This window comes from Janthinobacterium goodfellowi, from assembly GCF_051380695.1.
In the GTDB taxonomy this organism is placed as follows: Bacteria; Pseudomonadota; Gammaproteobacteria; order Burkholderiales; family Burkholderiaceae_D; genus Janthinobacterium.
On the sequence record NZ_JBNYXN010000001.1, the window covers coordinates 300,998 to 326,741 of the forward strand.

Below are 25,744 nucleotides of genomic sequence, written 5' to 3' on the forward strand. Positions count from 1 at the left end.
GTAAAAGCGCATAAAAAATGCCCCAGCAGGGCTGGGGCATAATGGCATCCGTCGGGGAAGTGCGGGATGGATGCCTGGAGGAGCCGATAACAGCGGACCGCCGTGGCGGCCGCTTGATAATTACTTGGCGGCAGCGCGCGGCACGACTTTTTCAGCCGCTTGCGTGAACTGGTTCACGGCCGAGGTCAGGTTCGCTTCGATCGCTTCAACGGCTTGCTTGCTGGTTTTCGAGAATTGCTCGTAGCCTGCATTGGCGTTGCCGATGGCGCTTTTCAGGATGGCGACGGCGTTTTCCGAACCGGCTGGCGCGTTCTTGGTGACTTCTTCCACCAGGGACAGGACTTTACGGTTGGTTTCAGCGATCTGCGATTCAGCAGCTTTGCTGAACTCGGCTTGGGTGCCCGACGTGATGGCAGCCAGGTGACGGCCGTAAGCGATGGCTTTTTCAGCGCTAGGCTGGGCTTGCGCAGCGCTCAGCGAGAAGAATTCTTGTGGATCTTTTGCCGACAGCAATTGCTTGGCGGCGGCGGTCGATTCTTCCAGCGTTGCCTTGGCAGCGGTCAGGTTCAGTTCGACGATCTTTTCGATGCCTTCGAAGGCTTTGCCCGTCAGCGACGAAAACAGGGCGAATTGGGCTTCCAGGTTGGCTTTGGTAGCGGACGAAAATTGCTCAGGAATTGAAAACATATAAATCTCCAAAAAATTCGAAATCTGGTTAATTTGATGCTGCGTGTACCGTTTGGGAAAGCAGGTGAATCTAAATTTTTCAAGCTGAACAAGAATTGTGCAACGCAACAAACCCTATTCTACGGCGAAAAAAAACGAAGTCAAGCGATTCTTGTGCGATGCAACAATTGAATAGATTTGCATCAAAAGCCGTTGTTTCTAAAGAGAAATATTTGATTTCTACGTGTCAATGGTTTGAGCTTAAACGATCGTTTCCAGGGGCTACGGGGACGATCGCGGCGCAGCATGCTAGACTTTGCCTCCCGCACTGGCGTAGCGCCCCGGTGCCGACCCCGTTTCCCGAGTTGATACCATGTCCAATCTTCCCGCCGCGGCTGGCGCCAGCGGCAAAGCCCCCAAAGCCTCTTTCCTGACGACCCTTGCACCGATGGCCTTGCCCGGCTTCTTTGTGTTGTTATGGAGCACAGGTTTTATCGTCGCCAAGTTCGGCTTGCCGTACGCCCCGCCGCTGACCTTTTTGCTGCTGCGCTTCCTGGGCGTGCTGGTGATCCTGCTGCCGCTGGTGCTGCTGTTGCGCGCGCCGTGGCCCGTGGGGCAGTTCCGCCAGATCGCCGTGGCCGGCATCCTGATGCAGGCCGGCTACCTGGCCGGCGTCTGGTGCGCCATCAAGCTGGGCATGCCGGCCGGCCTCTCCGCGCTGATCGTCGGCATGCAGCCCGTGTTGACGGCCTGCGCCGCGCCCCTGATCGGCGAATCCGTGCGCCCGCGCCAGTGGCTGGGCCTGTTTTTTGGCTTGCTGGGCGTGGCCCTCGTCGTGTATGCGAAGATTAACCTCGTGGGCCTGACGGTGGAAAGCGTGCTGCTGTGCGTGTTCGCGCTGCTGTCGATGACGGCCGGCACCATGTATCAAAAACGCCACTGTCCCCAGTTCGACTTGCGCACCGGCACGGTGGTGCAGTTTGCCGCTTCCATCGTGGTCGTGTTGCCATTCGCCCTGTATTACGAAGGCTTGGACCTGCATTTCAGCAACGTGCAATGGACGGCGAATTTCATCGGCGCCTTGCTGTGGTCGGTACTCGTGCTGTCCATCGGCGCCATCTTCCTGCTGTTCGCCCTGATCCGCCGCAGCGACGCGACGAAAGTGACGGGCTTGCTGTACCTGACGCCGCCCACGACGGCCGTAATGGCCTGGCTGATGTTTGGCGAAGCATTTAATATGCTGGGCATCGCCGGCATGCTGGTGGCCGTGGTCGGCGTGGTGTTCGTGGTCAAGAAATAGCAGGGAGCAGGGCAGTGAACAAGCAAGTATCTGAAACACCGTCGGCGCAGCAAGCCGTCGATAGCGTCATCCTGTCGCGCCGTTCGATCCGCGCCTTTCTGCCCACGCCGGTGGCGCAGGACGAGATCGCGCGCATCCTGGAAGTGGCGGCGCGCGCGCCGTCGGGCGCCAATATGCAGCCGTGGAAAGTCTACGTGCTGTCGGGCGAGGCGCGACTGCGCCTGTCGCGCCGCATCCTCACCGCCTACGACGCGCCGAAGGCGCCCGATGCGCCCGCGCGCACGGCGTCGTATACCTATTACCCGCGCCAGTGGACGGCGCCGTTCATCGAACGCCGCCGCAAGATCGGCCTGGACCTGTATCAGCTGCTGGGCCTGGAACGGGGCGACACGGCGGGCATGGCGGCCCAGCATGGACGCAATTTCCAGTTTTTCGATGCGCCCGTGGGCTTGATCTTTACCATCGAGCGGGTGCTGGAACAGGGTTCCTGGCTTGATTACGGCATGTTCTTGCAAAATATCATGCTGGCGGCGCGCGCGCGGGGACTCGATACCTGCCCGCAAGCCGCTTTCATCCACTACCATGACATCATCCGCGACGAGCTGGGCATACCGGCCAGCGAAATGGTGGTGTGCGGCATGGCCCTCGGCTATGCCGACCCGGACAAGATCGAGAACCGCCTGAGCACGGAACGCGAGCCGCTGGCCGGCTTTGTTAAATTCATGGACAAATAGATATTGCTGGCGATCTGCACGGGCAAACAGCCGATCAAGGATGAGCTTGTTTGCTGATCGCCAACGATTTGTATTTCATTGCTGCAATAAATACTGTCGTAACTGTTAAATAGGCTTGCGATTACTCTGCATTTCGCTACACTGCAATAAGGCAACAGCTTCACGGGGAATTATCGAATGGCTAAGTTTAAACTTGCGCTGGGTGTCCTGGCTTCCCTGCTGTTTGCACTGGCGCCGGCTGCGGCCGTGCACGCCAGGGACGCGAGCGGCAAATCCTCAGCCTCCAAGAAACACAACACCAAGAAAATCAAGGTCGTGCTGCGCAAGGGCGCGACGGCCGCGCCGCGCGAAAAGAGCGTGCGCCGGGTCGTCATGGTGCGCGGCAAACGCAAGGTCATCTATCAAAAAGTCAGCAGCGTGGCCGTGCCCATGGCCGCCCCGATGCCCACCATGGGCGACCTGGCCGGCCTGAACCTCACGCGCGATCCGCTCGACCTCAAGTCGAGCGTGGCGCTGGTGCTGGACCAGAACAATTCGGAAGTGCTGTTTGAAAAGAATTCGAATGTCGCCCTGCCCATCGCTTCCATTACCAAGATGATGACGGGCCTGGTGGTGGTCGAAGCGCACCAGGACATGGATGAATTGCTGACGATTACGGACGAAGACGTCGACCGCGCCAAGTTCAGCAGCTCGCGCCTGAAAGTGGGCTCGCAATTGACGCGCGCGAATATGCTGCATATTGCCCTGATGAGCTCGGAAAACCGCGCCGCCTCGGCGCTGGGCCGCAATTATCCGGGCGGCTTGCCGGCCTTTGTCGACGCCATGAACAGCAAGGCGCGCCAGCTGGGCATGATGGATACGCATTACGTCGATTCCAGCGGCTTGTCGAAAATGAATGTGGCCAGCGCGCGCGACCTGGGCAAGCTGGCCATGGCCGCCTTCCGCCATCCGCTGCTGCGCGAGTACTCGACGGACCCGAAAGCCATCGTCGAAGCCAGCGGCCAGCCCATGCAGTTTGGCAATACGAATCACCTGGTGGCCAATCCGGGCTGGGAAATCGGCTTGCAAAAGACGGGCTTCATCAATGAGGCGGGACGTTGTCTGATGATGCAGGCCGTCATCGAAGGACGGGCCGTGATCATGGTCTTCCTCGATTCCAAGGGGAAACAATCGCGTACGGCCGATGCGGGACGCATGCGCAAGTGGCTGGAGGCACTCAAACCCGCCAACATGAGCCTGCCCGGCGGTTAAGAATGTAAAGGGCAGCGTTGCTGCCCTTTCTCTTTACTCCTGGGGAATGAATCCCAGTGTGACGGAAATCTGATTCGCCGTCTCGACCAGGTCCACCAGCCACTCATCCTGCAGGCGGTCGGCGGGGGCGGAGATCGACAGGCCGGCGATCAGCTTGCCCGAATCGTCGCGGATGCCGGCGGCCATGCAGCGCACGCCCAGTTCCAGCTCTTCATTGTCGCGCGCATAGCCGCGCTCGCGCACCAGGCTCAGCTCGCGCTCGAGCTTTTGCAGATCCGTGATGGAATTCTTGTTGTGCCCGGCCAAGCCCGTGCGCGTGGCGTAGGCGCGGATGGCTTTCGGCTCGTCCACGGACAGGAACAGCTTGCCCGTCGACGTCAGGTGCAGCGGGCCGCGGCCGCCGATGGCGCGCACCACCTGCATGCCCGAGCGTTCGGAAAAGGCGCGGTCGATGTAGACGATCTCGTCGCCCTGGCGCACGGACAGGTTGATGGTTTGCTGGGTTTTCTTGTGCAGCTGGCGCATGAAATCGAGCGCCGCTTCGCGCACGCTGAGGCGGCTTTTCACCACATTGCCCAGTTCCAGCAGGCGCATGCCCAGCCGATACGTGCCCGGTTCGATGCGGTCGACGAAGCGTGTGAGCACCATGTCGTTGAGGATGCGGTGCGCCGTCGATGGGTGCAGGCCGGACACTTTCGACAATTCCTTCAGGCTGACCGGGTCCGAATATTTGGCCAGGGCATCGAGCAGGGCGACCATGCGTTCGATCACCTGGATCGTCGTCTTTGGGGCTGCGACCGGTTCAATTTTCATGATGGATTTGGTGCAATGCAGTATTCATGCATCTTTATACCATGATGTGAAAAAATAGTGAAATGTTCCGAGATATTCAGCGAATAAATTGTCACAATTCTCATGTTGGCCGTCATAATTGGCGGCTGGATGGACTTTGAACCATGGAAAACTATGCAACCTGTCAATGAATTCAAGAGCAAAAGCGGCTTGAAACGGATTTTTTCCGCCTTTTTTTATTCGCTCGATGGCTTGAAGGCGGCCTGGCGCCATGAGCACGCGTTCCGCCAGGAACTGGGCCTGTTCGTCGTCGGCACCGTGATTGCCTTGCTGCTGCGCATCTCCGCATTTGAAAAACTGGTGCTGATCGGCGTGCTGCTGCTGGTGCTGATCGTCGAACTGATCAATTCGGCAATCGAAGCCGTGGTCGACCGCATTTCGCTCGAGCGCCATCCGCTGTCGAAGAACGCCAAGGACTTCGGCAGCGCCGCCGTGCTGCTCACGTGTATCCTGGCTTTCGCCACGTGGTCCGTGGTGCTGCTCAACCGTTTTTATTAAGCACTAAATCCCCGTTGCGCGCCGTCCATATGCGAAAATCGCATATCAAACGGCGAAACGCTTCGTTCTCTTTGCGGCCGTTGCGCCGTAATCTGGTGGCTCTGAAAGTTCAACCATACGGGGATCTTAGATGCTGTCGAAAAAAATCATCATTGCCGCCGCCATCAGCGCGTTTGCCATTCTGCAAACGGCGCAGGCTGCCGATATCACCCTGCTCAACGTGTCGTACGACCCGACGCGCGAGCTGTACCAGGATGTGAATACGGCATTTGCCAAGGAATGGAAAGGCAAGACGGGCGACAACGTCAAGATCAAGCAATCGCACGGCGGCTCCGGCAAGCAGGCGCGCGCCGTCATCGACGGCCTGGAAGCGGATGTGGTCACGCTGGCCCTGGCCTACGACATCGACGCCCTGGCCGAGCACAAGCTGCTGGCCGCCGACTGGCAAAAGCGCTTGACGCACAACAGCTCGCCTTACACCTCGACCATCGTCTTTCTGGTGCGCAAGGGCAACCCGAAAGGCATCAAGGATTGGAACGACCTGATCAAGCCGGGCGTGTCCGTCATCACGCCGAATCCGAAAACCTCGGGCGGCGCCCGCTGGAACCACTTGGCAGCCTGGGGCTACGCGCTGCGCCAGCCGGGCGGCAGCGAAGCGAAGGCCAAGGATTTCCTCGGCAAACTGTATAAAAACGTGCCCGTGCTCGATTCCGGCGCGCGCGGCGCCACCACCACCTTCGTCGAACGCGGTATCGGCGACGTGCTGATCGCCTGGGAAAACGAGGCCTACCTGGCCGTCAAGGAACTGGGCCCGACCAAGTTCGACATCATCACGCCGTCCGTCAGCATCCTGGCCGAGCCACCCGTCGCCGTCGTCGACAAGTTTGCCGACAAGCATGGCACGCGCAAGGTGGCCGAGGCTTACCTGAACTACCTGTACACGGACGAAGCGCAAGACATCATCGCCAAGAACTACTACCGTCCGGCAACGGACAAGGCGGCAAAGAAATACGCGTCGCAGTTCGCCAAGGTCAACCTGTTCACCATCGAGCAAGTGGCGGGCGGCTGGACGGCGGCACAGAAGGCGCACTTTGCCGACGGCGGCATCTTCGACCAGATCTACCAGCCTAAGTAATACCGGATGGCACGATTGCCAGACCGTTACTAAAAGGAACCATCATGGCGCTGCGCAGCTTTTCCGATTACCGGGTACTGATCGTGCCGGGCTTGCATAACAGCGGTCCCGAGCATTGGCAGAGCCGCTGGCAGCGCCTGTATCCGCAATTCGAGCGGGTCGAGCAGGATGACTGGAACACGCCCGACCTGGCCACCTGGTCGGCGCGCCTGGACCAGGTGCGGCGGCAGGATGCGCGCCCGACCCTGATCGTCGCCCACAGCTTCGGCTGCCTGACGACGGCGCACAGCCTGGCGCGCGACCCGCAGGGCGTGGCCGGCGTGCTGCTGGTGGGGCCGGCCGACCCGGACAAGTTTGGCGTGGCGAAGGCATTGCCGCAAAAGCGGCTGCCTTGCCCCGGCATCCTGATCGCCAGCCAGACGGACCCGTGGATGACGGCCGAGCACGCGGCGCAGTGGGCGCGGCGCTGGAATTGCAAGTATATTGATGGCGGTGCGCTGGGCCATATCAACGCGGAGTCGCGCCTTGGCGATTGGGTCTATGGCCAGGCGCAACTGCAAACGCTGTTTGATCTGGCGCAAAGCGACAAGCGCCACCGTCAGGCAGCCTGATACGACAAACATCCCGCCACACAACCTTTCAAGGAGATCACGATGACTTTACGCCTGGGCGATGTCGCCCCTGATTTTGAACAAGACAGCTCGATCGGCCCGCTCAAGTTCCACGAGTGGGCAGGCAATTCCTGGGTGGTGCTGTTTTCCCACCCGGCCGACTTTACTCCCGTGTGCACGACGGAACTGGGCCTGACGGCCAAGCTCAAGCCGGAATTCGACAAGCGCAACGTGAAGGCCATCGCCCTGTCCGTGGACGCGGCCGAGTCGCACAAGAGCTGGATCAAGGATATCGAAGAGACGCAAAACACGGTGGTGGGCTTTCCCATCATCGCCGACGTCGACAAGAAAGTGTCGGTGCTGTACGACATGATCCACCCTGAACAGTCCGTCACGGCCACCGTGCGCTCCGTCTTCATCATCGACCCGAACAAGAAAGTACGGCTGATCCTCACGTATCCGCTCAGCACGGGCCGCAACTTCAATGAAATCCTGCGCGTCATCGACGCCCTGCAATTGACGGACGGCTACACGGTGGCCACGCCCGGCAACTGGAACGATGGCGACGACGTCATCATTCCACTGACCGTGCAAGACCCGGACGTGATAAAGCAGAAATATCCGAAGGGCTTTACGGCCGCCAAGCCATACTTGCGCTTGACGCCGCAGCCCAACAAATAAGAGCACCGAAAAAACGTCCATGGCGTTGTTGCATTGCCTCGCCGTACATTCGTACTGTCTTCGGCAACGCGCCTAGCCCTGAACGTTTTATTCGGCACTCTTGTTCCCACAAAAACGCACCTCGCCGGTGCGTTTTTTTTCGTCTGCAGATTGTGCCGCCAAGTATGCAAAATCCATCTAAGCAAATGAGAAATGGTTAGTTCTTTTTATAACGATTGCATGTGATTATTGCGCCCTATAACTCAAAAATGTAATAAGAAGGGGTTTCTATGTCTGCAGCATCAGCAGCACCGCTCAAGGCGCGCGGAGCGCCGTTTCGGGTCATGCCGGGGTTTAAGCTGTCACTGGGCTTCACGCTCTTTTACCTGGCCTTGATCGTCCTCATCCCGCTGTCGTCGGTGTTCCTGAAGACCTTCACCATGACATGGGACGCCTTCTTCAGCGCCGTCACGTCCGAGCGCGTGATGGCCTCGTACCGCCTGACGTTCGGCGCCTCGCTGATCGCCGCCCTGCTGAACGTGGTGTTTGGCGGCATCCTGGCCTGGGTGCTGGTGCGCTACAAGTTTCCCGGCAAGCGCATCATCGACGCGCTGGTCGACTTGCCCTTCGCCTTGCCGACGGCTGTGGCCGGCATCACGCTGACGGCCCTGTACTCGTCGAACGGCTGGTTCGGCCAGTTCATCGAAGGCGTGCTGGGCATCAAGGTGGCGTTCACGCCGCTGGGCGTGGTGGTGGCGCTGACCTTCATCGGCTTGCCCTTCGTCGTGCGCACCGTGCAACCGGTGCTGGAAGACGCGGAAAAGGAACTCGAAGAAGCGGCCGCCAGCCTGGGCGCCAATTCCTTGCAAACGTTTATCCGCGTCATCTTCCCCACGATCTTGCCATCGTTGCTGACGGGCTTTGCACTGGCCTTCGCCCGTGCCACGGGCGAGTACGGTTCCGTGATCTTTATCGCCGGCAATATGCCGATGGTGTCGGAAATCACGCCGCTGTTCATTATTACCAAGCTGGAGCAATACGATTACGCAGGTGCCACGGCCATCGCCGTGGTGATGCTGGTGGTGTCCTTCCTGCTGTTGTTGACGATTAACCTGCTGCAAGCATGGACGCGCGGAAAGGCGAAGAAATCATGAGTACGAATACGACTGCCGCCGCCAACGCGGAAGATGCGCTGCCAAAGGCGCGCCGCTTCGAGCCGAATGTCGGCCCCGTCGTGCTGGAACCCTTGTGGGTGCGCACGGTATTGATCACCATCGCCCTGCTGTTCCTGACGACCTTCCTCATCGTGCCCCTGGTGGCCGTGTTTGCGGAAGCGTTCAAGAAGGGCTGGGAAGCGTATATCGCCGCCATCATCGATCCGGACGCGATTTCCGCCATTAAATTGACATTGATCACGGCCGCCATCGCCGTGCCGCTGAACCTGGTATTCGGCGTGGCCGCTTCCTGGTGCATCGCCAAGTTCGACTTCCGCGGCAAGAGCATCCTGCTGACCCTGATCGACTTGCCGTTTTCCGTCTCGCCCGTGATTTCCGGCCTGATCTATGTGCTGATGTTCGGCGCCCAGGGCTGGTTCGGCCCGTGGCTGCAGGCGCACGACATCAAGATTTTGTTTGCCGTGCCCGGCATCGTGCTGGCCACCATTTTCATTACCTTCCCGTTCGTCGCGCGCGAACTGATTCCGCTGATGCAGTCGCAGGGCAGCGAAGAGGAAGAGGCCGCCATCGTGCTGGGCGCCTCGGGCTGGAACACCTTCCGCCGAGTCACTTTGCCAAATATCAAATGGGGCTTGCTGTATGGCGTGATCCTGTGTAACGCCCGCGCCATGGGCGAGTTCGGCGCCGTGTCCGTGGTCTCCGGCCATATTCGCGGCGAAACGAACACCATGCCGCTGCAGGTGGAGATTCTGTACAACGAGTACAACTTCGCCGCCGCGTTTGCCGTCGCCTCGCTGCTGGCCCTGCTGGCGCTGGTGACGTTGGCCCTGAAAGCTTTCATTGAGTGGCGTTTGAACGAGAGCGACGCCGACGATTCCGCCTTACGTTCCACGGAGCACTGATATGACCATCGCAGTTAAAAACATCCACAAGCGCTTCGGCGATTTCGTCGCCCTCGACAATATCTCGCTGGACTTTCCCGCCGGCGAATTGACGGCCCTGCTGGGCCCGTCGGGTTGCGGCAAGACCACCTTGCTGCGCATCATTGCCGGCCTCGAACATCCGGACAGCGGCCAGGTGCTGCTCGATGCGGAAGACGCGTCGAACCGCCACGTGCGCGAGCGGCAAGTCGGTTTCGTATTTCAACACTATGCGCTGTTCAAGCACATGACGGTGTTCGAGAACGTGGCGTTTGGCTTGCGCGTGAAGTCGCGCAGCGAACGGCCGTCGGAAGACCAGATCCGCCGTAAAGTGAAAGATTTGCTGGAGCTGGTGCAGCTGGACTGGCTGGCAGACCGTTATCCGCCGCAGCTGTCGGGCGGCCAGCGCCAGCGCATCGCCCTGGCCCGCGCCCTGGCCGTCGAGCCGCGCGTGCTGCTGCTCGACGAACCGTTCGGCGCGCTCGACGCCAAGGTACGCAAGGAATTGCGCCGCTGGCTGCGCCGCCTGCACGACGATTTGCACGTCACCAGTATTTTCGTCACGCATGACCAGGAAGAGGCGCTGGAAGTGGCCGACCAGGTCGTGCTGATGAACAAGGGCACCGTCGAGCAATTGGGTTCGCCTGAGCAAGTCTACAACCATCCGGCGTCGCCGTTCGTTTACGGCTTCCTCGGCAACGTCAACCTGTTCCATGGACGCGTGCATGACGGCGTGATGGCCACGGGCGACGCCAGCTTCGAGGTGCCCGATTATGCGGGCGTGAGCGACAGCAAGGGCACGGCCTATGTGCGTCCGCACGACCTGGAAATCGACCGTTACACGCAGGGCGCCGAAGGCATCGTGGTGAAGTTGAGCCGCGCCCATGCGATCGGCCCGCTGGCCCAGCTGGACTTGCAGCGCGTCGATAACAGCGAGCTGATCGAAGCGGTGATGTCGAACGAGCGCTTCAGCCATCTGCAGCTGAAGGAAGGCGAGACCCTGGTCGTGCGTCCGAAACGTTTACATGTGTTCGTCGAACCGACAAGAACCTGAGAGGCTGGAACACTATGAATTTTCAACAACTGCGATCGATCCGCGAAGCGGCCCGCCGCGGCTATAACCTGACGGAGGTGGCCAACGCCCTGTTCACGTCGCAACCGGGCGTGAGCCGGCAGATCCGCGAACTCGAGGACGAGCTGGGCGTGGTCATTTTCGAACGCAACGGCAAGCGCTTGACGGGCTTGACGGAGCCGGGCAAGGGCATCCTGAAGATCGTCGACCGCCTCTTGATCGAGGCGGAAAACCTGCAGCAGGCCAGCCTCGAATACAGCGGCCAGACCAGCGGAACGTTATCCGTGGCGGCCACGCACACGCAGGCGCGCTATGCGTTGCCGAAAGTGGTGCAGGGCTTTCGCGCCGCCTTCCCCGACGTGCGCATCGCGCTGCAGCAAAGCGCGCCCGAGCATATCGCGGAATGGGTGCTGTCGGGCAAGACCGATATCGGCATCGCCACGGAGGGCCTGAGCCAGTTCCCCGACCTCGTGTCGTTCCCGTGCTACCGCTGGAGCCATCTGATCGTCGTGCCGGACGGCCACCCGCTGCTCGAACATTCGCCGATCCGTCTGGAAGACCTGGCGAAATATCCCTTGATTACCTACGACAAGGGGTTCACGGGACGCGGCCATATCGACGATGCGTTCGCCAAGGCGGGCGTGACGACGGACATCATCCTCACGGCCATGGATTCGGACGTCATCAAGCAATACGTGGCGCTGGGCCTGGGCGTGGGCATCGTGGCCTCGATGGCGTTTGATCACGGCCGCGACAAGGGGCTGCGGGCGGTGGAAGCGTCGCATTTGTTCGCCACCAACACGACGCGCCTGGCCGTGCGCCGCGGCGCCTACCTGCGTGCCTACGCCTACGAATTCATCCTGCAACTGGCGCCGGACCTGACGCGCGAAGACATCGACCGCGCCATGGCGGGCGAGGACGCTCTTTAAGCCAGCGCGGCCCGCTGCGCGCGCGTCAGGCTGGCCACGGCGCGCGCGTAGCTATCCTGCACCAGTTCCGCCAGGTAATCTGTGGGGAAGCGCGCCACGTCGACGATGGTGACCCAGTGAAAGCGGCCCATGTAGCGGGCCGGTTTCACGCCCGGCATGTCCGTCAGTTCGATGAATCGTTCCGCGCTGACGCGCAGGCTGAAGCGCCATTGCTCGGGCGCGCTGGTTTTAAAATAGGCAAACTTCTTGCCGCTCACTTCATACACGAGGATGTTCGACGGCGCACCGTACAGCACGGCTTGCGCGCCGGGCAGGGCCGCGCAAAATTCTTTCAGTTTATCTGTTGTCATTCGTCAGCCGCCATGAATTGTTGCGTGTCGTGGTCGAAGGCATACGCCGACCCGGCAGGGGAGTCCAGCAGCGCAATGAAGCGGTCGTCCACGCTGAGCACGGCGCCCAGCGACACGAGCGCCACGTTGGCGCTGTCGTTGACGTAGTCGTCGCTCTCGTCGTTGGCAGTGAAGCGCCAGCCGCTGTCGTCGTCGTTGTCCGGCGTCTCGCGGTACAGATAGCCGACGGGCGCGCCGTCTTCCAGCACGCGCTTTGTGACGAAGCACAGGCCCGCGTAGCGGTTGACGAGGTTATCGTCATCGTCGTGCTGGGTATTGATGATGTGGCGCGCCGCGAAGGCGATGGGGTCTTTGGCGTGCAAATCGGCGATGTAGCCGGGTATGTTGTCGAGCTTGCCCGTGAAATGCCCGCCGGCGTCCACCGTATCGACCAGTACCCACATGCGTTCGGCGCCCGGCGCCTGCGGATCGTCGCTATGGAAGGCGAAGATCAGCTTGACCACGTCGCCGGGGCGCACCTGGGCGATGGCCTCGGGCGGTGATTTATAGAAAGTGTAGGGATGGCGCGCCGCCAGTTCGGCGGCGTCGGCCAGGTGCCAGCTGGGCATGGTTATCCGTCATCAAGAAGAGTAGCACCCATGGTAGCCGATTGCATGCCAGGATGACCACGTCTACCTGCAGGTTTGCCATTGCCGCAGCGCTAAGCCGCCGCTTGGCATGTGCCGATCTACAACAAGCCGGTTTCCCGGACCAGCGCCCGGTCATGGCAACGATGGCGGCCAGCCCCTTGATAGCCGGACTCTGCAAGAAACTGATGCGATCGATTAAAAATGCCAATGGTAAAATTTGTTTCTTTTATTGCACTTTGATTTCCTAGATGATATCTTTTGTCCAATCGCAAAGAAATATAACAAAAATATAATCAACATTGTGGTTTTTGAAATTTATCAAGAGGGGAAATTATGAATACGGCTAAACATGCGCTGCTGGGTCTGTGCCTGAGCGTTTCGGCTTGCCTGGCGCCATTGGCCCAGGCGGCGAACTGGGTGGAAATCACCGATCCCGCCAAGAGCGGCTTCCTGGTAGGCGGCAATACCGTGACTTATGGCAGCGTGGCAGCGGACTCGGTCTGGGTCTATGACGGCGCCAATCCGCCGGGCGCGCAAAGCGCGGCCGCCATCCAGAACTTGGTCAGCAGCAAGTTTGGTCTGCCATCCAGCGGTACGGGCTCGCTGGTCTTTGCCGCCCAGGGCGACCTGGCCAGCAGCAAGTCCGGTTCGTTCACCGTCAAGTCCAGCTTCGACTACCTGGCCGTGCATTATGGCCGTGGCGAACTGCTGTTCCACTGGGATACGCCGCTGGCCGCCAATACGCTCTTCAGCATTGCCAACCTGCCGCGCGGCCTGAGCAATTTCCGCGCCTACAGTTCGGTCTCGGCCGTGCCAGAACCAGCGACCTACGGCATGCTGATGCTGGGCCTGGGCCTGGTCGGTTTTATCGCGCGCCGCCGCCGCGCCTGAGCCTGCAGCGCCTGCGGGCGCTTGTGCTAAAGCATGAAAAAAAGCCCGGAAACGCGATGCGTTCCGGGCTTTTTGCATGGCAGGGTGCTCGCTGCCGGCTAGTTACCAGCTATAGCCAGCCTTGGCGTAGTAGTAGCGGCCGTTGAAGCCGTTCGGCGCGAAGATGCTGTAAGGCTGGGTGCCGTTGACGTTCAGGTTGCCCGCGCTCGTCACTTGCGCCGGGTAGCGGTTGGTGACGTTGTCGATGCCGGCCACCAGGCGCCAGTTCTTGCCCAGTTTCACGGAACCGGACACGTCCAGCACCCATTGCGGGTCATACGTCTGGTCCAGCTTGACGTCGTTCTGCGGCACGGTGAAGCTGCCGTAGCGCGTCACGACGCCGTGCGCATTCCAGATGCCGAAGCCATAGTCGGCGGCCAGGCTGAACTTGTCTTTTGGCGACGCCACCGTGATGCGGTCGATGCTCTGGCGGTCGATCAGTTTCAGGTTGTTGGCCGTCAGGATGGCCGGATTGTCGGCGATTTTCCGTACCGTGCTCTTGTTGTGGTTGTACGCCACGGTGAGGTCGAGGCGATCCTTGTCCTGCAGGTCGATGCGGTAGGTGCTGACGATGTCCACGCCTTCCGTGCGCGTATCGACGGCGTTGGTGAAGTAGCGTCCCGAGCCCACAGGCGTGCCTTGCGCGGCCAGGACGTTTTTCAATGCATTGTTGAGGACCAGATTGGCCGAGAACAGGATGCGGTTGTCGATGTCGATGCGGTAGGCGTCCACTGTCGTCGTGAAGTTGCGGCTGGGCTGGAACTGCAGGCCCAGGCTGTAGTTGCGTGCTTTTTCCGGTTTCAGATCCTGTGCACCCAGCGCGCGCGCCTGCGGCGTGTTCACGGCGAAGGTACCCGTCTCGATCGGCGTGTTGACGCCGTTGACGACCTGGAAATTGGTGGTGGTAATGGTGTAGTACTGCTGCGCCAGCGACGGCGCGCGGAAGCCGCTCGACACGGTGCCGCGCAGGGACAGCGCATCCGTGAACGCATAGCGGGCCGAGCCCTTGGCCGAGGTGGTGCTGCCGAAATCGCTGTAGCGCTCATGGCGCAGGGCCACGCCGCCCGACAGTTTCTTCGTCGCTTCCGCTTCCAGGTTCACATAGACCGACTCGTTGTGGCGCGAATGGCTGCCCGCGTTGGCGGGACGGAAGCCGGCAAAGCCTTGCGAGCCGCCGCCCGTGTACGACGCTTCGTCGCCGGCGCCGATGCTGTACTTTTCATGGCGCGCTTCGGCGCCCACGGCTACCGTCAGCGGGCCCGTAAAGTACGAGACGGGGAATTCGCGCGCCGCATCGAGGTTGAACACCGTCTGTTCGTTTTTCAGCGAGCCGGCATAGAAATGCGTGGGGCTGTTCGCGCCCAGCGACTGGTTGACCGTGTTGTCCAGGTCCAGCTCGAACTTGTTGCTGCCGTAATTGAGGCTGGCATCCCAGCGCCAGCCGGCCGCATCGCCGCGCAAGCCCGTCACCAAGGACTGGTCCGTCAGGGTGCTGTTTTGCAGCGGCAAAAAGCCTTCCGGGAAGAGCGGCGTGCGCTGGACGAACAGCTTCGAATTATTCGGGTCCGTGATCAGGGCCGTGCGCCAGGTGGCGGCGGCCGACGTGTCGCGCTTGCCGTAGTTGCCGAAGGCATACCAGTCGAGGTTGTCGCTGATGTGGTATTCGCTGTTGAGGAAAATCGTTGCCGGCTTGCTTTCCGGGTCGCCATAGCGCTGGTTGACCTTGCCGTAGCGCGGTTCCAGCGGATTGCGGAAGTCGGCGCCGGCGCGGTTGGTCGGGTCGCGCTCCGCCACTTCCGCCGAGACGCGTACCCAGCCGTCCTCGCCCAGGGCGAAGCCGGCCGAACCCTTGATGGATTTCTGCTTGCCGTCGCGTTCCTGCGTCTGGCCATAGCCCACTTCGACGTCGCCGCCGGCCGCGCCTTTTTTCAGGATGATGTTGATCACGCCGGCAATCGCGTCGGAGCCGTACTGGGCCGCGGCGCCATCGCGCAGCACTTCCACGTGGTCGATGGCGGCCAGGGGAATGGCGTTCAGGTCGACGGGCGCCGAGCCGCGGCCCAGCGAGCCGTTGACGTTGACCACGGCGGACGTATAACGGCGCTTGCCGTTTACCAGCACCAGGGTCTGGTCCGGCGACAGGCCGCGCAACTGGGCCGGACGCACGGCATCGCTGGCGTCGGCGCCCGTGGCGCGGGCGAAGTTCAGCGATGGCAGCAGGCGCGCCAGCACGGTGGCCAGCTCGCCCGAACCCGTGCTTTGCAAGTCGCGCGAAGTGAGGATGTCGATCGGCGATTCGGAATCGATGGTGCGGCGGTTCTTGGCGAAGGTGCCGGTGACCACCACCGATTGCAATTCGCCTTCGGCCGGCAGCTCTTGCTGCGCCTGCGCCTGCATCGGCAGGCTGAAGCAGGCGACCAGGCTGGCGGCGATCACGGTTTTTACGGGGAGGGCGGGACGCTGGGAGCGGGCGGTGCTTGAACTCATCGACGATATCTCTTCGGTTGTGGTTGCGCGGACCATGGCGGTCCGGTGATGCAATCAGATTAACAGTGGGCACGCGGCGTGCTTACGAATCGTTCTGTCTATCGATATGCAATAAATATCTGAAAGACGTCAACATGGTGCGCGTAGCGCATATGGCCTCGTTTCCAGCATACGACCGGGCATGGCAAGGCCGCAATGCTGCACAGCAGTAAATTGCCGGCTGTTGTATAAATACGACTATCTGCGAAGGGAGTGGGGCGCCTGGCGACGGCATGCGCCGCCAGACGGCGGGAATTACTGCCCCGGATTGGGCGCTCTGGCGTGGATGGCGTCGACGGCCGCCACCAGTTCCGGCGACAAGGCGAGGTGATGGGCGTCGATATTTTGCTGCAGCTGCGCCACGCTGGTGGCGCCGATGATGGTCGACGCGACGAACCAGCGCGAATAGCACCACGCGAGCGCCAGTTGCGCCGGCGTCAAGCCGTGCGCGCGGGCCAGCGCCGCATACTGGCTGGCTGCCGCGATGGTGGCGGGGCGCACGTAGCGAGGGCTCCAGCCGGCCGGGAAGCGCGTCAGGCGGCCCTTGGCCTGCGGATCGTCGAGGTACTTCGCCGTCAGCTGGCCGAACGCCAGCGGGCTGTAGGCCAGCAAGCTGACGTTTTCGCGGTGGCAGGTTTCGTCGAGCAGGCTCGTCTCGAAATGGCGCGCCGTCAGGTTGTACAGGTTCTGGATGGAAACGATGCGCGGCAAGCCTTTCAGCTCGGCCTGCTTGATGTATTCGCACACGCCCCACGACGATTCGTTCGATACGCCGATGTGGCCGATCTTGCCCTCTTCAATCAGCTTGCCCAGCACGGCCAGCGTGTCCTCGATGGCGACCGAGGCGTGTTCCTTGCGCGGGTCGTACACGCTGGCGCCGAAGATGGGCAGGTTGCGGCTGGGCCAGTGCAATTGATACAGGTCGATGTGCTCCGTCTGCAGCCGGCGCAGGCTGTCCTCGACGGCGGCGCGGATGTTGACCGCGTCGTGATCCGTCTTGCCTTTGCGTATCCAGTGCATGCGCGAGTTTGGGCCCGCTACCTTGCTGGCCAGGACGATCTGGCTGCGCTTGCCGCTTTTCTTCAGCCAGCTGCCGATGTAACGCTCCGTGCTGCCCTGCGTTTGCGCGCTGGCCATCACGGGATACATTTCCGCCGTGTCGATGAAGTTGATGCCACGTTCCAGCGCGTAATCGAGCTGGCTGTGCGCTTCGGCTTCGCTGTTCTGTTCGCCGAAGGTCATCGTGCCCAGGCAGATCGTGCTCACTTCCAGGCCGCTGGAACCCAGTTTGATCTTGTTGATCATTTCGCCTGTTTGCCGCGCAGCGCGCGCGCGCAATCCTTGATCAGGGCGGGACCGGCGTAAATCAGGCCGCTGTACAGCTGCACCAGCTGCGCGCCCGATTCGAACTTGGCCACGGCGTCGCTACCCTGCATGATGCCGCCCACGCCGATGATGGGCAGGGCGTCGCCCAGTTCCGCCTTCAGCAAACGGATCACATTGTTCGACAGCTCGAACACGGGCGCGCCCGACAGGCCGCCCGCTTCGGCGCCGTGCTGCATGCCTTCGACGGCGCTGCGCGACAGGGTCGTGTTGGTGGCGATGACGCCGTCGATGCGGTGGCGCGTGAGCGACTCGGCGATGCTTTTCACCTGTTCGCCGTCCATGTCCGGCGCGATCTTCAATGCCAGCGGCACGTAGCGCTTGTGCTTGTCCGCCAGGCGCGCCTGGGCGTCCTTCAGTTGCGACAGCAGGGCGTCGAGTTCCGACGCGCCCTGCAGCTGGCGCAAATTCTTGGTGTTCGGCGACGAGATATTCACCGTCACATAGCTGGCGTAGGGGTAGACTTTTTCCAGGCACAGCAGGTAATCGTCGGCCGCCCGTTCGATGGGCGTGTCGGCGTTCTTGCCGATGTTCAGGCCCAGCACGCCGGCGCGTTCCTGGTAAAACTTCGACGCCTGCACGTTGGCCACGAAGGCATCGACGCCGCCATTATTGAAACCCATGCGGTTGATGATGCCCTGCGCCTGCGGCAGGCGGAACATGCGCGGTTTCGGATTGCCCGCCTGCGCGCGCGGCGTGACGGTGCCCACTTCGATCGAGCCGAAACCCAGGTCCGCCAGCGCGTCGATGTAGGCGCCATCCTTGTCCAGGCCGGCGGCCAGGCCCACGGGATTGGGGAAGGTGATGCCCATCACCGTGCGCGGATCAAGCGCCGGTTTGCCGGCCAGCTTCGTCAGGCCCAGCGCGCTGGCGCGTTTCAGGGCGGGCAGGGTGAAATGGTGGGCCGCTTCGGCATCCATCGAAAACAGCAAGGGACGGGCGAGGGAGTACAGGAATTTTTCAGACATGGGGCGCTTTGAGTAGGTGTGCGGGCGACCGGGAAGGGCTGGCGGCGCGCGAAATAAGTGCCGTATTTTACCGTGTTCCGCGCGGCTGCCGGGTGTATAGTTCTATTTGGTCTAATGCAACATTGACTCCTTGATAATTTGCATTCGGCCGCGGACCTTCCTGTTTTTTCTCTGTTCTGTTGACTTCATAAGCGAGACATCGATTGAAAAAGACACGCATCCTGACCGCCATCGCGGCCGCCAGCGCACTGCTGCTGAGCCATCCGGCCCTGGCTCTGCCCAATACCCAAGACACCCGCATGCTGAGCGAACCGGCCGTCTCCAGCCGCCATATCGCCTTCATCTATGCGGGCGACCTGTGGTTGTCGAACCTCGACGGCGGCGGCGCGCGGCGCCTGACGTCCGACCTGGGCGACAAATCGAATCCCGTCTTCTCGCCCGACGGCAGCCAGATCGCGTATAGCGCGAATATCGACGGCAATGTCGATGTGTATGTGATCGCGGCGGCGGGCGGTGTGCCGCGCCGCCTGACCTTCCACCCGGGCGCCGACCTGGCGCAAGCGTTCACGCCCGATGGCCAGTCCGTGATGTTCACTTCGCCCCGCGCCGCCTTCAACAACCGTTTCCAGAAGCTGTTTACGGTGCCCGTGGCGGGCGGCGTGGAAACGCAGCTGGAAATCCCGAATGCGTCGCGCGCCACGTATTCGCCCGATGGCAAGCGCATCGCCTACAACCCGCTGGCGCCCGCCTTCAAGCAGTGGAAGCGCTACCGGGGCGGCACCCATTCCTGGCTGTGGCTGTTTTCGTCCAGCGACAAATCCATCGAAAAAATCCCCCAGCCGACCACGCGCTCGAACGACGTCGACCCGATATGGATAGGCGATACCGTGTACTTCCGCTCCGACCGCAACGGCGAATTCAACCTGTTTGCCTATGACGTCAAGACCAAGGCCGTGCGCCAGCTGACGCGGCACGCGGATTTCCCGGTGCTCAACGCGTCGGCCGCGAACGGCACCATCGTCTATGAGCAGGCCGGCTATCTGCATGCGTTCGACATCGCCAGCGGCCAGGCGCACAAGCTCACCATCGGCGTGGCCAGCGACCTGGGGCAGGCACGCCCCCGCTGGGTGAAGAACGCGAAATACATCCGCGACGCGTCGATTTCGCCGTCGGGCGCGCGCATCGCCTTCGAATACCGGGGCGAGATCGTCACCATCCCCGCCGACAAGGGCGACGTGCGCAACCTGACGCAGACGGCCGGCGCCCACGAGCGCACGCCCATCTGGTCGCCCGATGGCCGCTCGGTCGCGTATTTTTCCGATGAATCGGGCGAATACGAGTTGCATGTGCGTGCGCAGGATGGCAAGGGCGCGGTGCGCAAGTTCAAGCTCAATGGCAGCGGCTTCTATGACAACGCCGTCTGGTCGCCCGACAGCAGGAAAATCGCGTTTGCCGACAATGGCTGGAGCATGTACGTGATCGATATCGGCAATGGCAAGGTGCAAAAGATAGCCACGGAACCGATGTATGGCGTCGACAAGAGCATGCGCGCCTCATGGGCGCCCGATTCGCGCTGGCTGGCCTATACGCTCAATTCTCCCACCTACACGCGCAGCGCCTACATCTATTCCGTCGAGCAGAACAAGTCCATGCCGGTGACCGATGGCCTGTCCGACGTGGCCCAGCCCGTGTTCGACAAGAGCGGCAAATACCTGTACTTCTTCGCGTCAACCAACGCAGGCCCCAGCAACAACTGGTTCTCGCAGCAGAATGAAGACAACCTGGTGACGCGCACCGTGTGGATGGCCGTGCTGCGGCGCGACTTGCCGTCGCCCCTGATCAAGGAAAGCGACGAGGAAAAGGCCGCCAGCGCGGAGAGCAGGAAAGACACGGCGAAGGCGGAAGCGGAGCCGAAGATTGATCCGAAGACGGGCCGCGACGACCCGAAAGTGGCGGTGGCGCCCGTGGCGCCGATCAGCATTGATTTCGACGGCATCGCCACGCGCATCGTCGACCTGCCGCTGCCGGCCGCGCAGTTTTCCAGCCTGACCGCCGGCGCCGCGGGGCAGATCTTTTTGCTGCGCGAAAGCGACGGCAAGAAGGCCGTGCAGCGCTTCGACCTGAAGGAGCGCAAGGCGGAAACCGTGGTGGCCGAAGCCGATGATTTCGAGGTCTCGGCCGACGGCAAGAAGCTGCTGTACCGCCAGAAGGACAACTGGGCCATGGGCTCCGCCATGGGCAAGCTGCTGGCGCCGGGCGAAGGCAAGATCAAGGTCGACGCCATTGAAGTCAAAGCCGATCCGCGCGCCGAGTGGGCGCAGATTTTCAATGAGGTGTGGCGCATCAACCGCGATTACTTCTATGACCCGGGCATGCATGGCGTGGACTGGAAGGCCATGCGCGACAAGTACGCCGTCTTCCTGCCCGAGCTGTCCAGCCGCGCGGACCTGAACCGCCTGATTCAGTGGATGTGCAGCGAACTGGCCGTGGGCCATCACCGCGGCGGTGGCGGCGACGATTTTCTGGATGCCAAGAAGGTGCCGGGGGGACTCCTGGGCGCCGACTATGAAGTGAGCGACGGCCATTACCGCTTCAAGAAGGTGTATGGCGGCTTGAACTGGAATCCGGCCCTGCGCGCGCCGCTGACGGAGCCGGGCCTGAACGTCAAGGCGGGCGAGTACCTGCTGGCCGTCGACAGCCGCCCCTTGCTGCCGCCGACGAATATCTACAGCGCCTTCGAGAACACGGCCGGCAAGGCCATCGACCTGACCGTGGGACCCTCGGCCGACGGCAAGGGCGCGCGCACGATCACCGTCGTGCCCGTACCGACCGAGGATGCCTTGCGCAACCGCGACTGGATCGAGGGCAATATGCGCAAGGTCAATGCGGCCACCAACGGCAAGGTGGCGTACGTGTACGTGCCCAATACGGCGGGCCTGGGCCACACCTACTTCAAGCGCTATTTCTTCCCGCAGGCGGACAAGCAGGCCATCATCGTCGACGAGCGTTTCAATGGCGGCGGCAGCGTGGCCGATTACTACATCGAGATCCTGCAGAAGAAGGAAATCGCCTGGTGGACCATGCGCTATGGCGCCGACATGAAGACGCCGTCCGCCTCGATCCAGGGACCGCGCGCCATGCTGATCGACGAGACGGCCGGTTCGGGGGGCGACCTGCTGCCGTGGATGTTCCGCAAAAATAACATGGGCCCGCTGATCGGCAAGGCGACATGGGGCGGCCTGGTGGGCATCCTCGGTTTCCCGGTGCTGATGGATGGCGGCACGATCACGGCGCCGAACCTGGCGTTCTGGACGCGCGAAAACGGCTGGGGCGTGGAAAACGAAGGCGTGCCGCCCGATATCGAAGTCGAGCAAACGCCGGCCGACGTCATCGCCGGCCGCGATCCGCAGCTGGAAAAGGCGATCGAGGTGATCCAGGCCGAACTGGCGAAGAACCCGCCCGTGCGGCCTGCGCGTCCGGCGTTTCCGGACAAGAGCAGGTAACAAGGCGTAGGTCGGATTAGCGGCGCCGCCGAGGCGCAGCGTAATCCGACACCATTGTTGGCTTTGCAGCGTCGGATTACGCGGCGTACCGCCGCTAATCCGACCTACCCGATTTTACAGGACGACCCACTGCCCCTTGATCCGCGCTTCCAGCGGCTTGAAGTTGATTTTATAGGCCATCTTCGGACTCTGTTCTATCCAGTAGCCCAGGTAGATGTAGGGCAGGCCCAGCTCCTGCGCCTGGGCGATCTGCCACAGCACGTTGTAGGTGCCGTACGAGGCGCCCGGCACGTCGGGATCGAAAAACGTGTAGACGGACGACAGGCCATCGGCCAGCACGTCGATGATGCTGACCATGCGCAGGGTGCCGTCAGGCTCGCGGAACTCCACCAGGCGCGTGTTGACCCGGCTTTGCAGCAGGAATTGCGCGTACTGGTCGCGGCTGTCCTGGTCCATGCCGCCGCCCGCGTGGCGCGTGCTTTGGTAGCGCAGATACAGCTCGTAGTGTTCGTCGAGGAAGGACAGGGTAGCCACGCCCGCCTGCAGGTTGGCGTGCCGGTTCCAGGCGCGGCGCTGGTTGCGGTTGGGCGCGAATTCGCCGGCCACCACGCGCACGGGGATGCAGGCCTGGCAGCCGTCGCAATACGGGCGGTAGGTGAAAATGCCGCTGCGGCGAAAGCCGTTGCGCACCAGTTCCGAATACACGTCGCTGTTGATCAGGTGCGAAGGCGTGGCCACCTGCGAGCGGGCCTGGCGGTCGTCCAGGTAGCTGCACGGATACGGTGCCGTCGTGTAGAACTGCAGGGTGGCAAACGGTAGTTCGTTCAGGTGCGTCATGCTGATCCTGTCTGGTCTGTCCGCAGCAATGGAAATGTGCCTGGCGGTGTGCCTGGAGATATCATAGCTTTTTTACGCCGGCGGCGCAGCATGCCAGTCAGTGATTTGCGCTGCTTCAATGGCGATCCTTACATGGGCCAGGAAGCGGGCGCGCGAAATGGGGGCCGCGCCCAGCGAGGCCAGGTGTTTCGTTTCTTGCTGGCAGTCAATCATGGCCACGCCGCGCGCCCGCAAAAAGCGCACGAGGTGCGCCAGCGCGATCTTCGAACCATCCGAAACGCGGGCGAACATCGATTCGCCATAGAACATGCGCCCGATCGATACGCCATACGCGCCGCCCACCAGTTCGCCGTCCAGCCACAGCTCCGACGAGTGGGCGTAGCCCAGCTTGTGCAAGCCCGTGTAGCCGGCGATGATGTCGTCGGAAATCCACGTGCCCGGACCATCCTTGCGCGGCGCTGCGCAGGCGCGCATGACGGCGTCGAAATCGCCGTCGAAGCGCAGCTGCCAGCGCCCGTCCGTGGCGGCGCTGCGCTCGACCTTGCGGATCGCCTTGGCCAGGCTGTCGGAGACCTTGAAGTCGTCCGTCATCAGCACCATGCGCGGGTCCGTGCTCCACCACAGGATGGGCTGACCCTCGGAAAACCAGGGGAAGATGCCGCGCCGGTAGGCGTCGAGCAGGCGCGCGGGCGACAGGTCGGCGCCGGCCGCCAGCAGGCCGGGCGCCTCGTCGGTGAGGGCGCGCGAGACGTCGGGGAACGGGGTGTGGATGTCGAGCCAGGGAATCATGCGGCGTCAAAAATGGCAGGTGATGGGGGCTTACTCGGCATCCGCGCGCGCCATCGGGCGCGTGATGTCGCCCGTATGCACACCGTAGCTGCCGCCTTCGCGGATTTTCACGCGGTCGGCAAAGAACAGTTCCAGGGTGGCGCGGATGGTGGGGAAGGCCAGGTCATCCCACGGAATTTGCGCTTCCGTAAACAGCTGCACGTCCAGGCTTTCGATGCCGGGCGCGAAATCGAGGTCGCGCAGGCGCGCCAGGTAGAACAGGTGCACCTGGTGCACGCGCTGCACGTTGAGCAGCGAAAACAGGGGACCCAGCTCGATATTCGCGCCCGCTTCCTCCACCGTTTCGCGCTCGGCCGCGTCGGACGTCGTTTCGTCGTTTTCCATGAAGCCGGCCGGCAGGGTCCAGTAGCCGAGGCGCGGCTCGATGGCCCGCTTGCACAGCAACACCTGCAGCTGGCCATCCTCTTCCCAGACGGGAATCGAGCCGACCACCATTTTCGGGTTCTGGTAATGGATGGCGTCGCAGTTGGCGCAGACATAGCGCGGACGGTTGTCGCCTTCCGGAATGGACAGGCTGACAGGATGGGCGCATTCGGAGCAGAATTTCATGGGCAGGCTTCGGAAAATGATGGTGTCTAGTGTAACGCTTACTGTACACCGATTGCGCGCGGCGTGGCGTGACGGGCGGACACAATGCCAAGCGGTAATTCGCTGATTTTTTAAGGAGCTTTTTAATTAAATGGCTCTATTGCAGCTGAAGTTGAGATAGCTATTGCCTAAGCCACCCGTTTGCCCTTATAATTCGAGTGCGGGGTGGAGCAGTCTGGCAGCTCGTCGGGCTCATAACCCGAAGGTCACAGGTTCAAATCCTGTCCCCGCAACCAATACCGGAAAGCCGCTGATTCTTGCAAAAGATCAGCGGCTTTTTCCATTGCTGGCCAACGGCACACTCCGGCAGCCGGGGCAGGCATGACATTGTCAAATCATGCCCTTTACGCCGCGCAACAATCTGGTATATAATTCGAGTGCGGGGTGGAGCAGTCTGGCAGCTCGTCGGGCTCATAACCCGAAGGTCACAGGTTCAAATCCTGTCCCCGCAACCAATTCGAAGCCGCTGGTTCCTCGCAAGAGGGCCAGCGGTTTTTTCGTTCTACGGCGCGATGTCGTCTGCCCGCTGGCGCGCATACACGACCAGCCGCAAGTGGCGGTCCGCATCGATGGTCAGCGAAGTGTGTTCATACGCGACCTTCTCGCCGCCGACGTCCAGCTGGCGCACGCCGGAGCACGGCGCATGCACGTCATGGCGGCGCCACCATAGCTTGAACTCGGGCGAGACCTTTTCCAGCTCCTCCACCAGCGCGTGGATGTCCGCTTCCTGCGTGGCGCGCGCGTAGTCGCGGCGAAAGCTCGACAGCATCTGCGGCGCCTGCTCTTCCCAGCCGGCGAAACGGGAGCGCAGCAGCGGGTTGGTAAATAACAGCCACAATAGATTGCGGCGCGCGGGCACATGCGCGCCGAAGCCGAACAGGGCGTCCGCGCCCGCATTGAACGCCAGCACGTCCCAGCGCAGGTTGAGCACATACGCCGGATGCGCCAGCTCGTGCATCAGGCGGCGCACGGGCGGCGGCACCACGCAAAACGTCTTGCCTTCCTCGGCGGGCGGGCGCGCATGCGCCAGCAGGAACAGGTGGCGGCGTTCCGCCGCATCGAGTTTCAGCACTTCGGCCAGCTTGTCGAGGAAGGCGCTCGAGACGCCGATGTCGCGCCCCTGCTCCAGCCAGGTGTACCAGGTCAGCCCCACGCCGGCCAGCGCCGCCACTTCTTCGCGGCGCAAGCCCGGCGTCCTGCGCCGCCCGCCGCCGGACAAACCCACGTCCTCGGGCGACAGCCGCGCGCGGCGCGCCTGCAGGTAGGCGGCCAGTTCGTGGCGGGTGCGTTGCAAGGTGCGCATGATACGGTCTTTCCTATGAGGCTGTTGCTATCAGTAATAGCATAAACAGTTAAATTGTAATTGTTTATATTGTAT

The 25,744-nt window shown here is 61.9% G+C and carries 24 protein-coding genes and 2 tRNA genes; 15 read left to right on the plus strand and 11 right to left on the minus strand.

The window, feature by feature from the left end:
* Positions 1-120: 120 nt before the first annotated feature.
* Entirely contained in the window at positions 121-687 is a 567-nt protein-coding gene (locus tag ACQ4WQ_RS01355) for a phasin family protein (RefSeq protein WP_034747490.1), read from the minus strand.
* 352 nt (positions 688-1,039) lie between these two features.
* Between ACQ4WQ_RS01355 and ACQ4WQ_RS01360 the strand changes: the two genes are divergently transcribed.
* The 3 genes from ACQ4WQ_RS01360 (at position 1,040) to pbpG (ending at position 3,951) form a co-directional block, all read left to right on the plus strand.
* Entirely contained in the window at positions 1,040-1,966 is a 927-nt protein-coding gene (locus ACQ4WQ_RS01360) for a DMT family transporter (protein WP_230539758.1), read from the plus strand.
* Between the two features lie 14 nt (positions 1,967-1,980).
* A complete protein-coding gene (locus tag ACQ4WQ_RS01365; RefSeq protein ID WP_436494178.1) occupies positions 1,981-2,700 on the plus strand; it encodes a nitroreductase in 720 nt (239 codons plus the stop codon).
* A 177-nt stretch (positions 2,701-2,877) separates the two neighbouring features.
* Complete coding sequence (pbpG, locus tag ACQ4WQ_RS01370; protein WP_436494180.1) at positions 2,878-3,951, plus strand: D-alanyl-D-alanine endopeptidase; 1,074 nt, start codon at positions 2,878-2,880, stop codon at positions 3,949-3,951.
* Positions 3,952-3,984: 33 nt separating this feature from the next.
* On the opposite strand, the gene ACQ4WQ_RS01375 is transcribed toward pbpG, so the two are convergent.
* Complete coding sequence (locus tag ACQ4WQ_RS01375; protein ID WP_152250343.1) at positions 3,985-4,764, minus strand: IclR family transcriptional regulator; 780 nt, start codon at positions 4,762-4,764, stop codon at positions 3,985-3,987.
* Positions 4,765-4,917: 153 nt separating this feature from the next.
* Between ACQ4WQ_RS01375 and ACQ4WQ_RS01380 the strand changes: the two genes are divergently transcribed.
* The 8 genes from ACQ4WQ_RS01380 to ACQ4WQ_RS01415 all read left to right on the plus strand — a co-directional run bounded on the left by ACQ4WQ_RS01380 (position 4,918) and on the right by ACQ4WQ_RS01415 (position 11,803).
* On the plus strand, positions 4,918-5,301 hold the full coding sequence (locus ACQ4WQ_RS01380; protein ID WP_436494182.1) for a diacylglycerol kinase: 384 nt from the start codon (positions 4,918-4,920) through the stop codon (positions 5,299-5,301).
* Between the two features lie 130 nt (positions 5,302-5,431).
* Positions 5,432-6,436 (plus strand): sulfate ABC transporter substrate-binding protein, encoded by a 1,005-nt coding sequence (locus ACQ4WQ_RS01385; RefSeq protein WP_326456401.1) that lies wholly within the window; start codon positions 5,432-5,434, stop codon positions 6,434-6,436.
* Positions 6,437-6,480: 44 nt separating this feature from the next.
* On the plus strand, positions 6,481-7,047 hold the full coding sequence (locus ACQ4WQ_RS01390) for an RBBP9/YdeN family alpha/beta hydrolase (RefSeq protein WP_326456402.1): 567 nt from the start codon (positions 6,481-6,483) through the stop codon (positions 7,045-7,047).
* A gap of 42 nt (positions 7,048-7,089) precedes the next feature.
* On the plus strand, positions 7,090-7,728 hold the full coding sequence (locus tag ACQ4WQ_RS01395) for a peroxiredoxin (RefSeq protein ID WP_070224512.1): 639 nt from the start codon (positions 7,090-7,092) through the stop codon (positions 7,726-7,728).
* A 323-nt stretch (positions 7,729-8,051) separates the two neighbouring features.
* Entirely contained in the window at positions 8,052-8,861 is an 810-nt protein-coding gene (gene cysT, locus ACQ4WQ_RS01400) for a sulfate ABC transporter permease subunit CysT (protein WP_070224513.1), read from the plus strand.
* Positions 8,858-9,784 carry a sulfate ABC transporter permease subunit CysW gene (gene cysW / locus ACQ4WQ_RS01405; protein WP_436494185.1) on the plus strand — a complete coding sequence of 309 codons (927 nt, stop codon included), beginning with the start codon at positions 8,858-8,860 and terminating at the stop codon, positions 9,782-9,784. The genes cysT and cysW overlap by 4 nt, the downstream gene beginning before the upstream one ends.
* Position 9,785: 1 nt before the next feature.
* Entirely contained in the window at positions 9,786-10,856 is a 1,071-nt protein-coding gene (locus ACQ4WQ_RS01410) for a sulfate/molybdate ABC transporter ATP-binding protein (protein ID WP_071075790.1), read from the plus strand.
* 14 nt (positions 10,857-10,870) lie between these two features.
* Positions 10,871-11,803: a CysB family HTH-type transcriptional regulator gene (locus ACQ4WQ_RS01415; RefSeq protein ID WP_436494187.1), complete on the plus strand. Its 933-nt coding sequence runs from the start codon at positions 10,871-10,873 to the stop codon at positions 11,801-11,803.
* Here ACQ4WQ_RS01415 and ACQ4WQ_RS01420 read toward each other — a convergent pair.
* Both ACQ4WQ_RS01420 and ACQ4WQ_RS01425 read right to left on the minus strand, forming a co-directional pair.
* The gene (locus tag ACQ4WQ_RS01420) at positions 11,800-12,153 is read right to left on the minus strand and encodes an MmcQ/YjbR family DNA-binding protein (protein WP_436494189.1); all 354 of its coding nucleotides are present in this window, start codon (positions 12,151-12,153) and stop codon (positions 11,800-11,802) included. The two genes, ACQ4WQ_RS01415 and ACQ4WQ_RS01420, sit on opposite strands and share 4 nt — an antisense overlap.
* Entirely contained in the window at positions 12,150-12,761 is a 612-nt protein-coding gene (locus ACQ4WQ_RS01425; protein WP_436494191.1) for an immunity protein Imm33 domain-containing protein, read from the minus strand. Before ACQ4WQ_RS01425 ends, ACQ4WQ_RS01420 begins: the two co-directional genes overlap by 4 nt.
* Positions 12,762-13,115: 354 nt before the next feature.
* Here ACQ4WQ_RS01425 and ACQ4WQ_RS01430 point away from each other — a divergent pair, with 354 nt between their 5' ends.
* The gene (locus ACQ4WQ_RS01430; RefSeq protein ID WP_436494193.1) at positions 13,116-13,673 is read left to right on the plus strand and encodes a PEP-CTERM sorting domain-containing protein; all 558 of its coding nucleotides are present in this window, start codon (positions 13,116-13,118) and stop codon (positions 13,671-13,673) included.
* 102 nt (positions 13,674-13,775) lie between these two features.
* Here the strand turns inward: ACQ4WQ_RS01430 and ACQ4WQ_RS01435 are convergent, their stop codons facing one another.
* The 3 genes from ACQ4WQ_RS01435 to ACQ4WQ_RS01445 all read right to left on the minus strand — a co-directional run bounded on the left by ACQ4WQ_RS01435 (position 13,776) and on the right by ACQ4WQ_RS01445 (position 18,589).
* Positions 13,776-16,199, minus strand: a complete 2,424-nt coding sequence (locus tag ACQ4WQ_RS01435) for a TonB-dependent receptor plug domain-containing protein (RefSeq protein ID WP_436494195.1) — start codon at positions 16,197-16,199, stop codon at positions 13,776-13,778.
* Positions 16,200-16,493: 294 nt separating this feature from the next.
* Complete coding sequence (locus ACQ4WQ_RS01440; protein WP_436494197.1) at positions 16,494-17,543, minus strand: aldo/keto reductase; 1,050 nt, start codon at positions 17,541-17,543, stop codon at positions 16,494-16,496.
* Positions 17,540-18,589 (minus strand): quinone-dependent dihydroorotate dehydrogenase, encoded by a 1,050-nt coding sequence (locus ACQ4WQ_RS01445; protein WP_436494199.1) that lies wholly within the window; start codon positions 18,587-18,589, stop codon positions 17,540-17,542. The genes ACQ4WQ_RS01440 and ACQ4WQ_RS01445 overlap by 4 nt, the downstream gene beginning before the upstream one ends.
* A gap of 203 nt (positions 18,590-18,792) precedes the next feature.
* Between ACQ4WQ_RS01445 and ACQ4WQ_RS01450 the strand changes: the two genes are divergently transcribed.
* On the plus strand, positions 18,793-22,092 hold the full coding sequence (locus tag ACQ4WQ_RS01450; RefSeq protein ID WP_436494201.1) for a S41 family peptidase: 3,300 nt from the start codon (positions 18,793-18,795) through the stop codon (positions 22,090-22,092).
* 114 nt (positions 22,093-22,206) lie between these two features.
* On the opposite strand, the gene ACQ4WQ_RS01455 is transcribed toward ACQ4WQ_RS01450, so the two are convergent.
* From ACQ4WQ_RS01455 to ACQ4WQ_RS01465, 3 genes are all read right to left on the minus strand, one after another.
* The gene (locus ACQ4WQ_RS01455) at positions 22,207-22,929 is read right to left on the minus strand and encodes an arginyltransferase (protein WP_326456411.1); all 723 of its coding nucleotides are present in this window, start codon (positions 22,927-22,929) and stop codon (positions 22,207-22,209) included.
* A 72-nt stretch (positions 22,930-23,001) separates the two neighbouring features.
* Complete coding sequence (gene aat / locus ACQ4WQ_RS01460) at positions 23,002-23,718, minus strand: leucyl/phenylalanyl-tRNA--protein transferase (protein ID WP_326456412.1); 717 nt, start codon at positions 23,716-23,718, stop codon at positions 23,002-23,004.
* A 30-nt stretch (positions 23,719-23,748) separates the two neighbouring features.
* The gene (locus ACQ4WQ_RS01465) at positions 23,749-24,327 is read right to left on the minus strand and encodes an NUDIX hydrolase (RefSeq protein WP_034747557.1); all 579 of its coding nucleotides are present in this window, start codon (positions 24,325-24,327) and stop codon (positions 23,749-23,751) included.
* Between the two features lie 198 nt (positions 24,328-24,525).
* Here ACQ4WQ_RS01465 and ACQ4WQ_RS01470 point away from each other — a divergent pair.
* A tRNA-Met gene (locus ACQ4WQ_RS01470) sits at positions 24,526-24,602 on the plus strand.
* 142 nt (positions 24,603-24,744) lie between these two features.
* Positions 24,745-24,821, plus strand: a tRNA-Met gene (locus tag ACQ4WQ_RS01475).
* A 47-nt stretch (positions 24,822-24,868) separates the two neighbouring features.
* On the opposite strand, the gene ACQ4WQ_RS01480 is transcribed toward ACQ4WQ_RS01475, so the two are convergent.
* Positions 24,869-25,669 carry a helix-turn-helix transcriptional regulator gene (locus tag ACQ4WQ_RS01480; protein ID WP_436494204.1) on the minus strand — a complete coding sequence of 267 codons (801 nt, stop codon included), beginning with the start codon at positions 25,667-25,669 and terminating at the stop codon, positions 24,869-24,871.
* Positions 25,670-25,744: the final 75 nt, after the last annotated feature.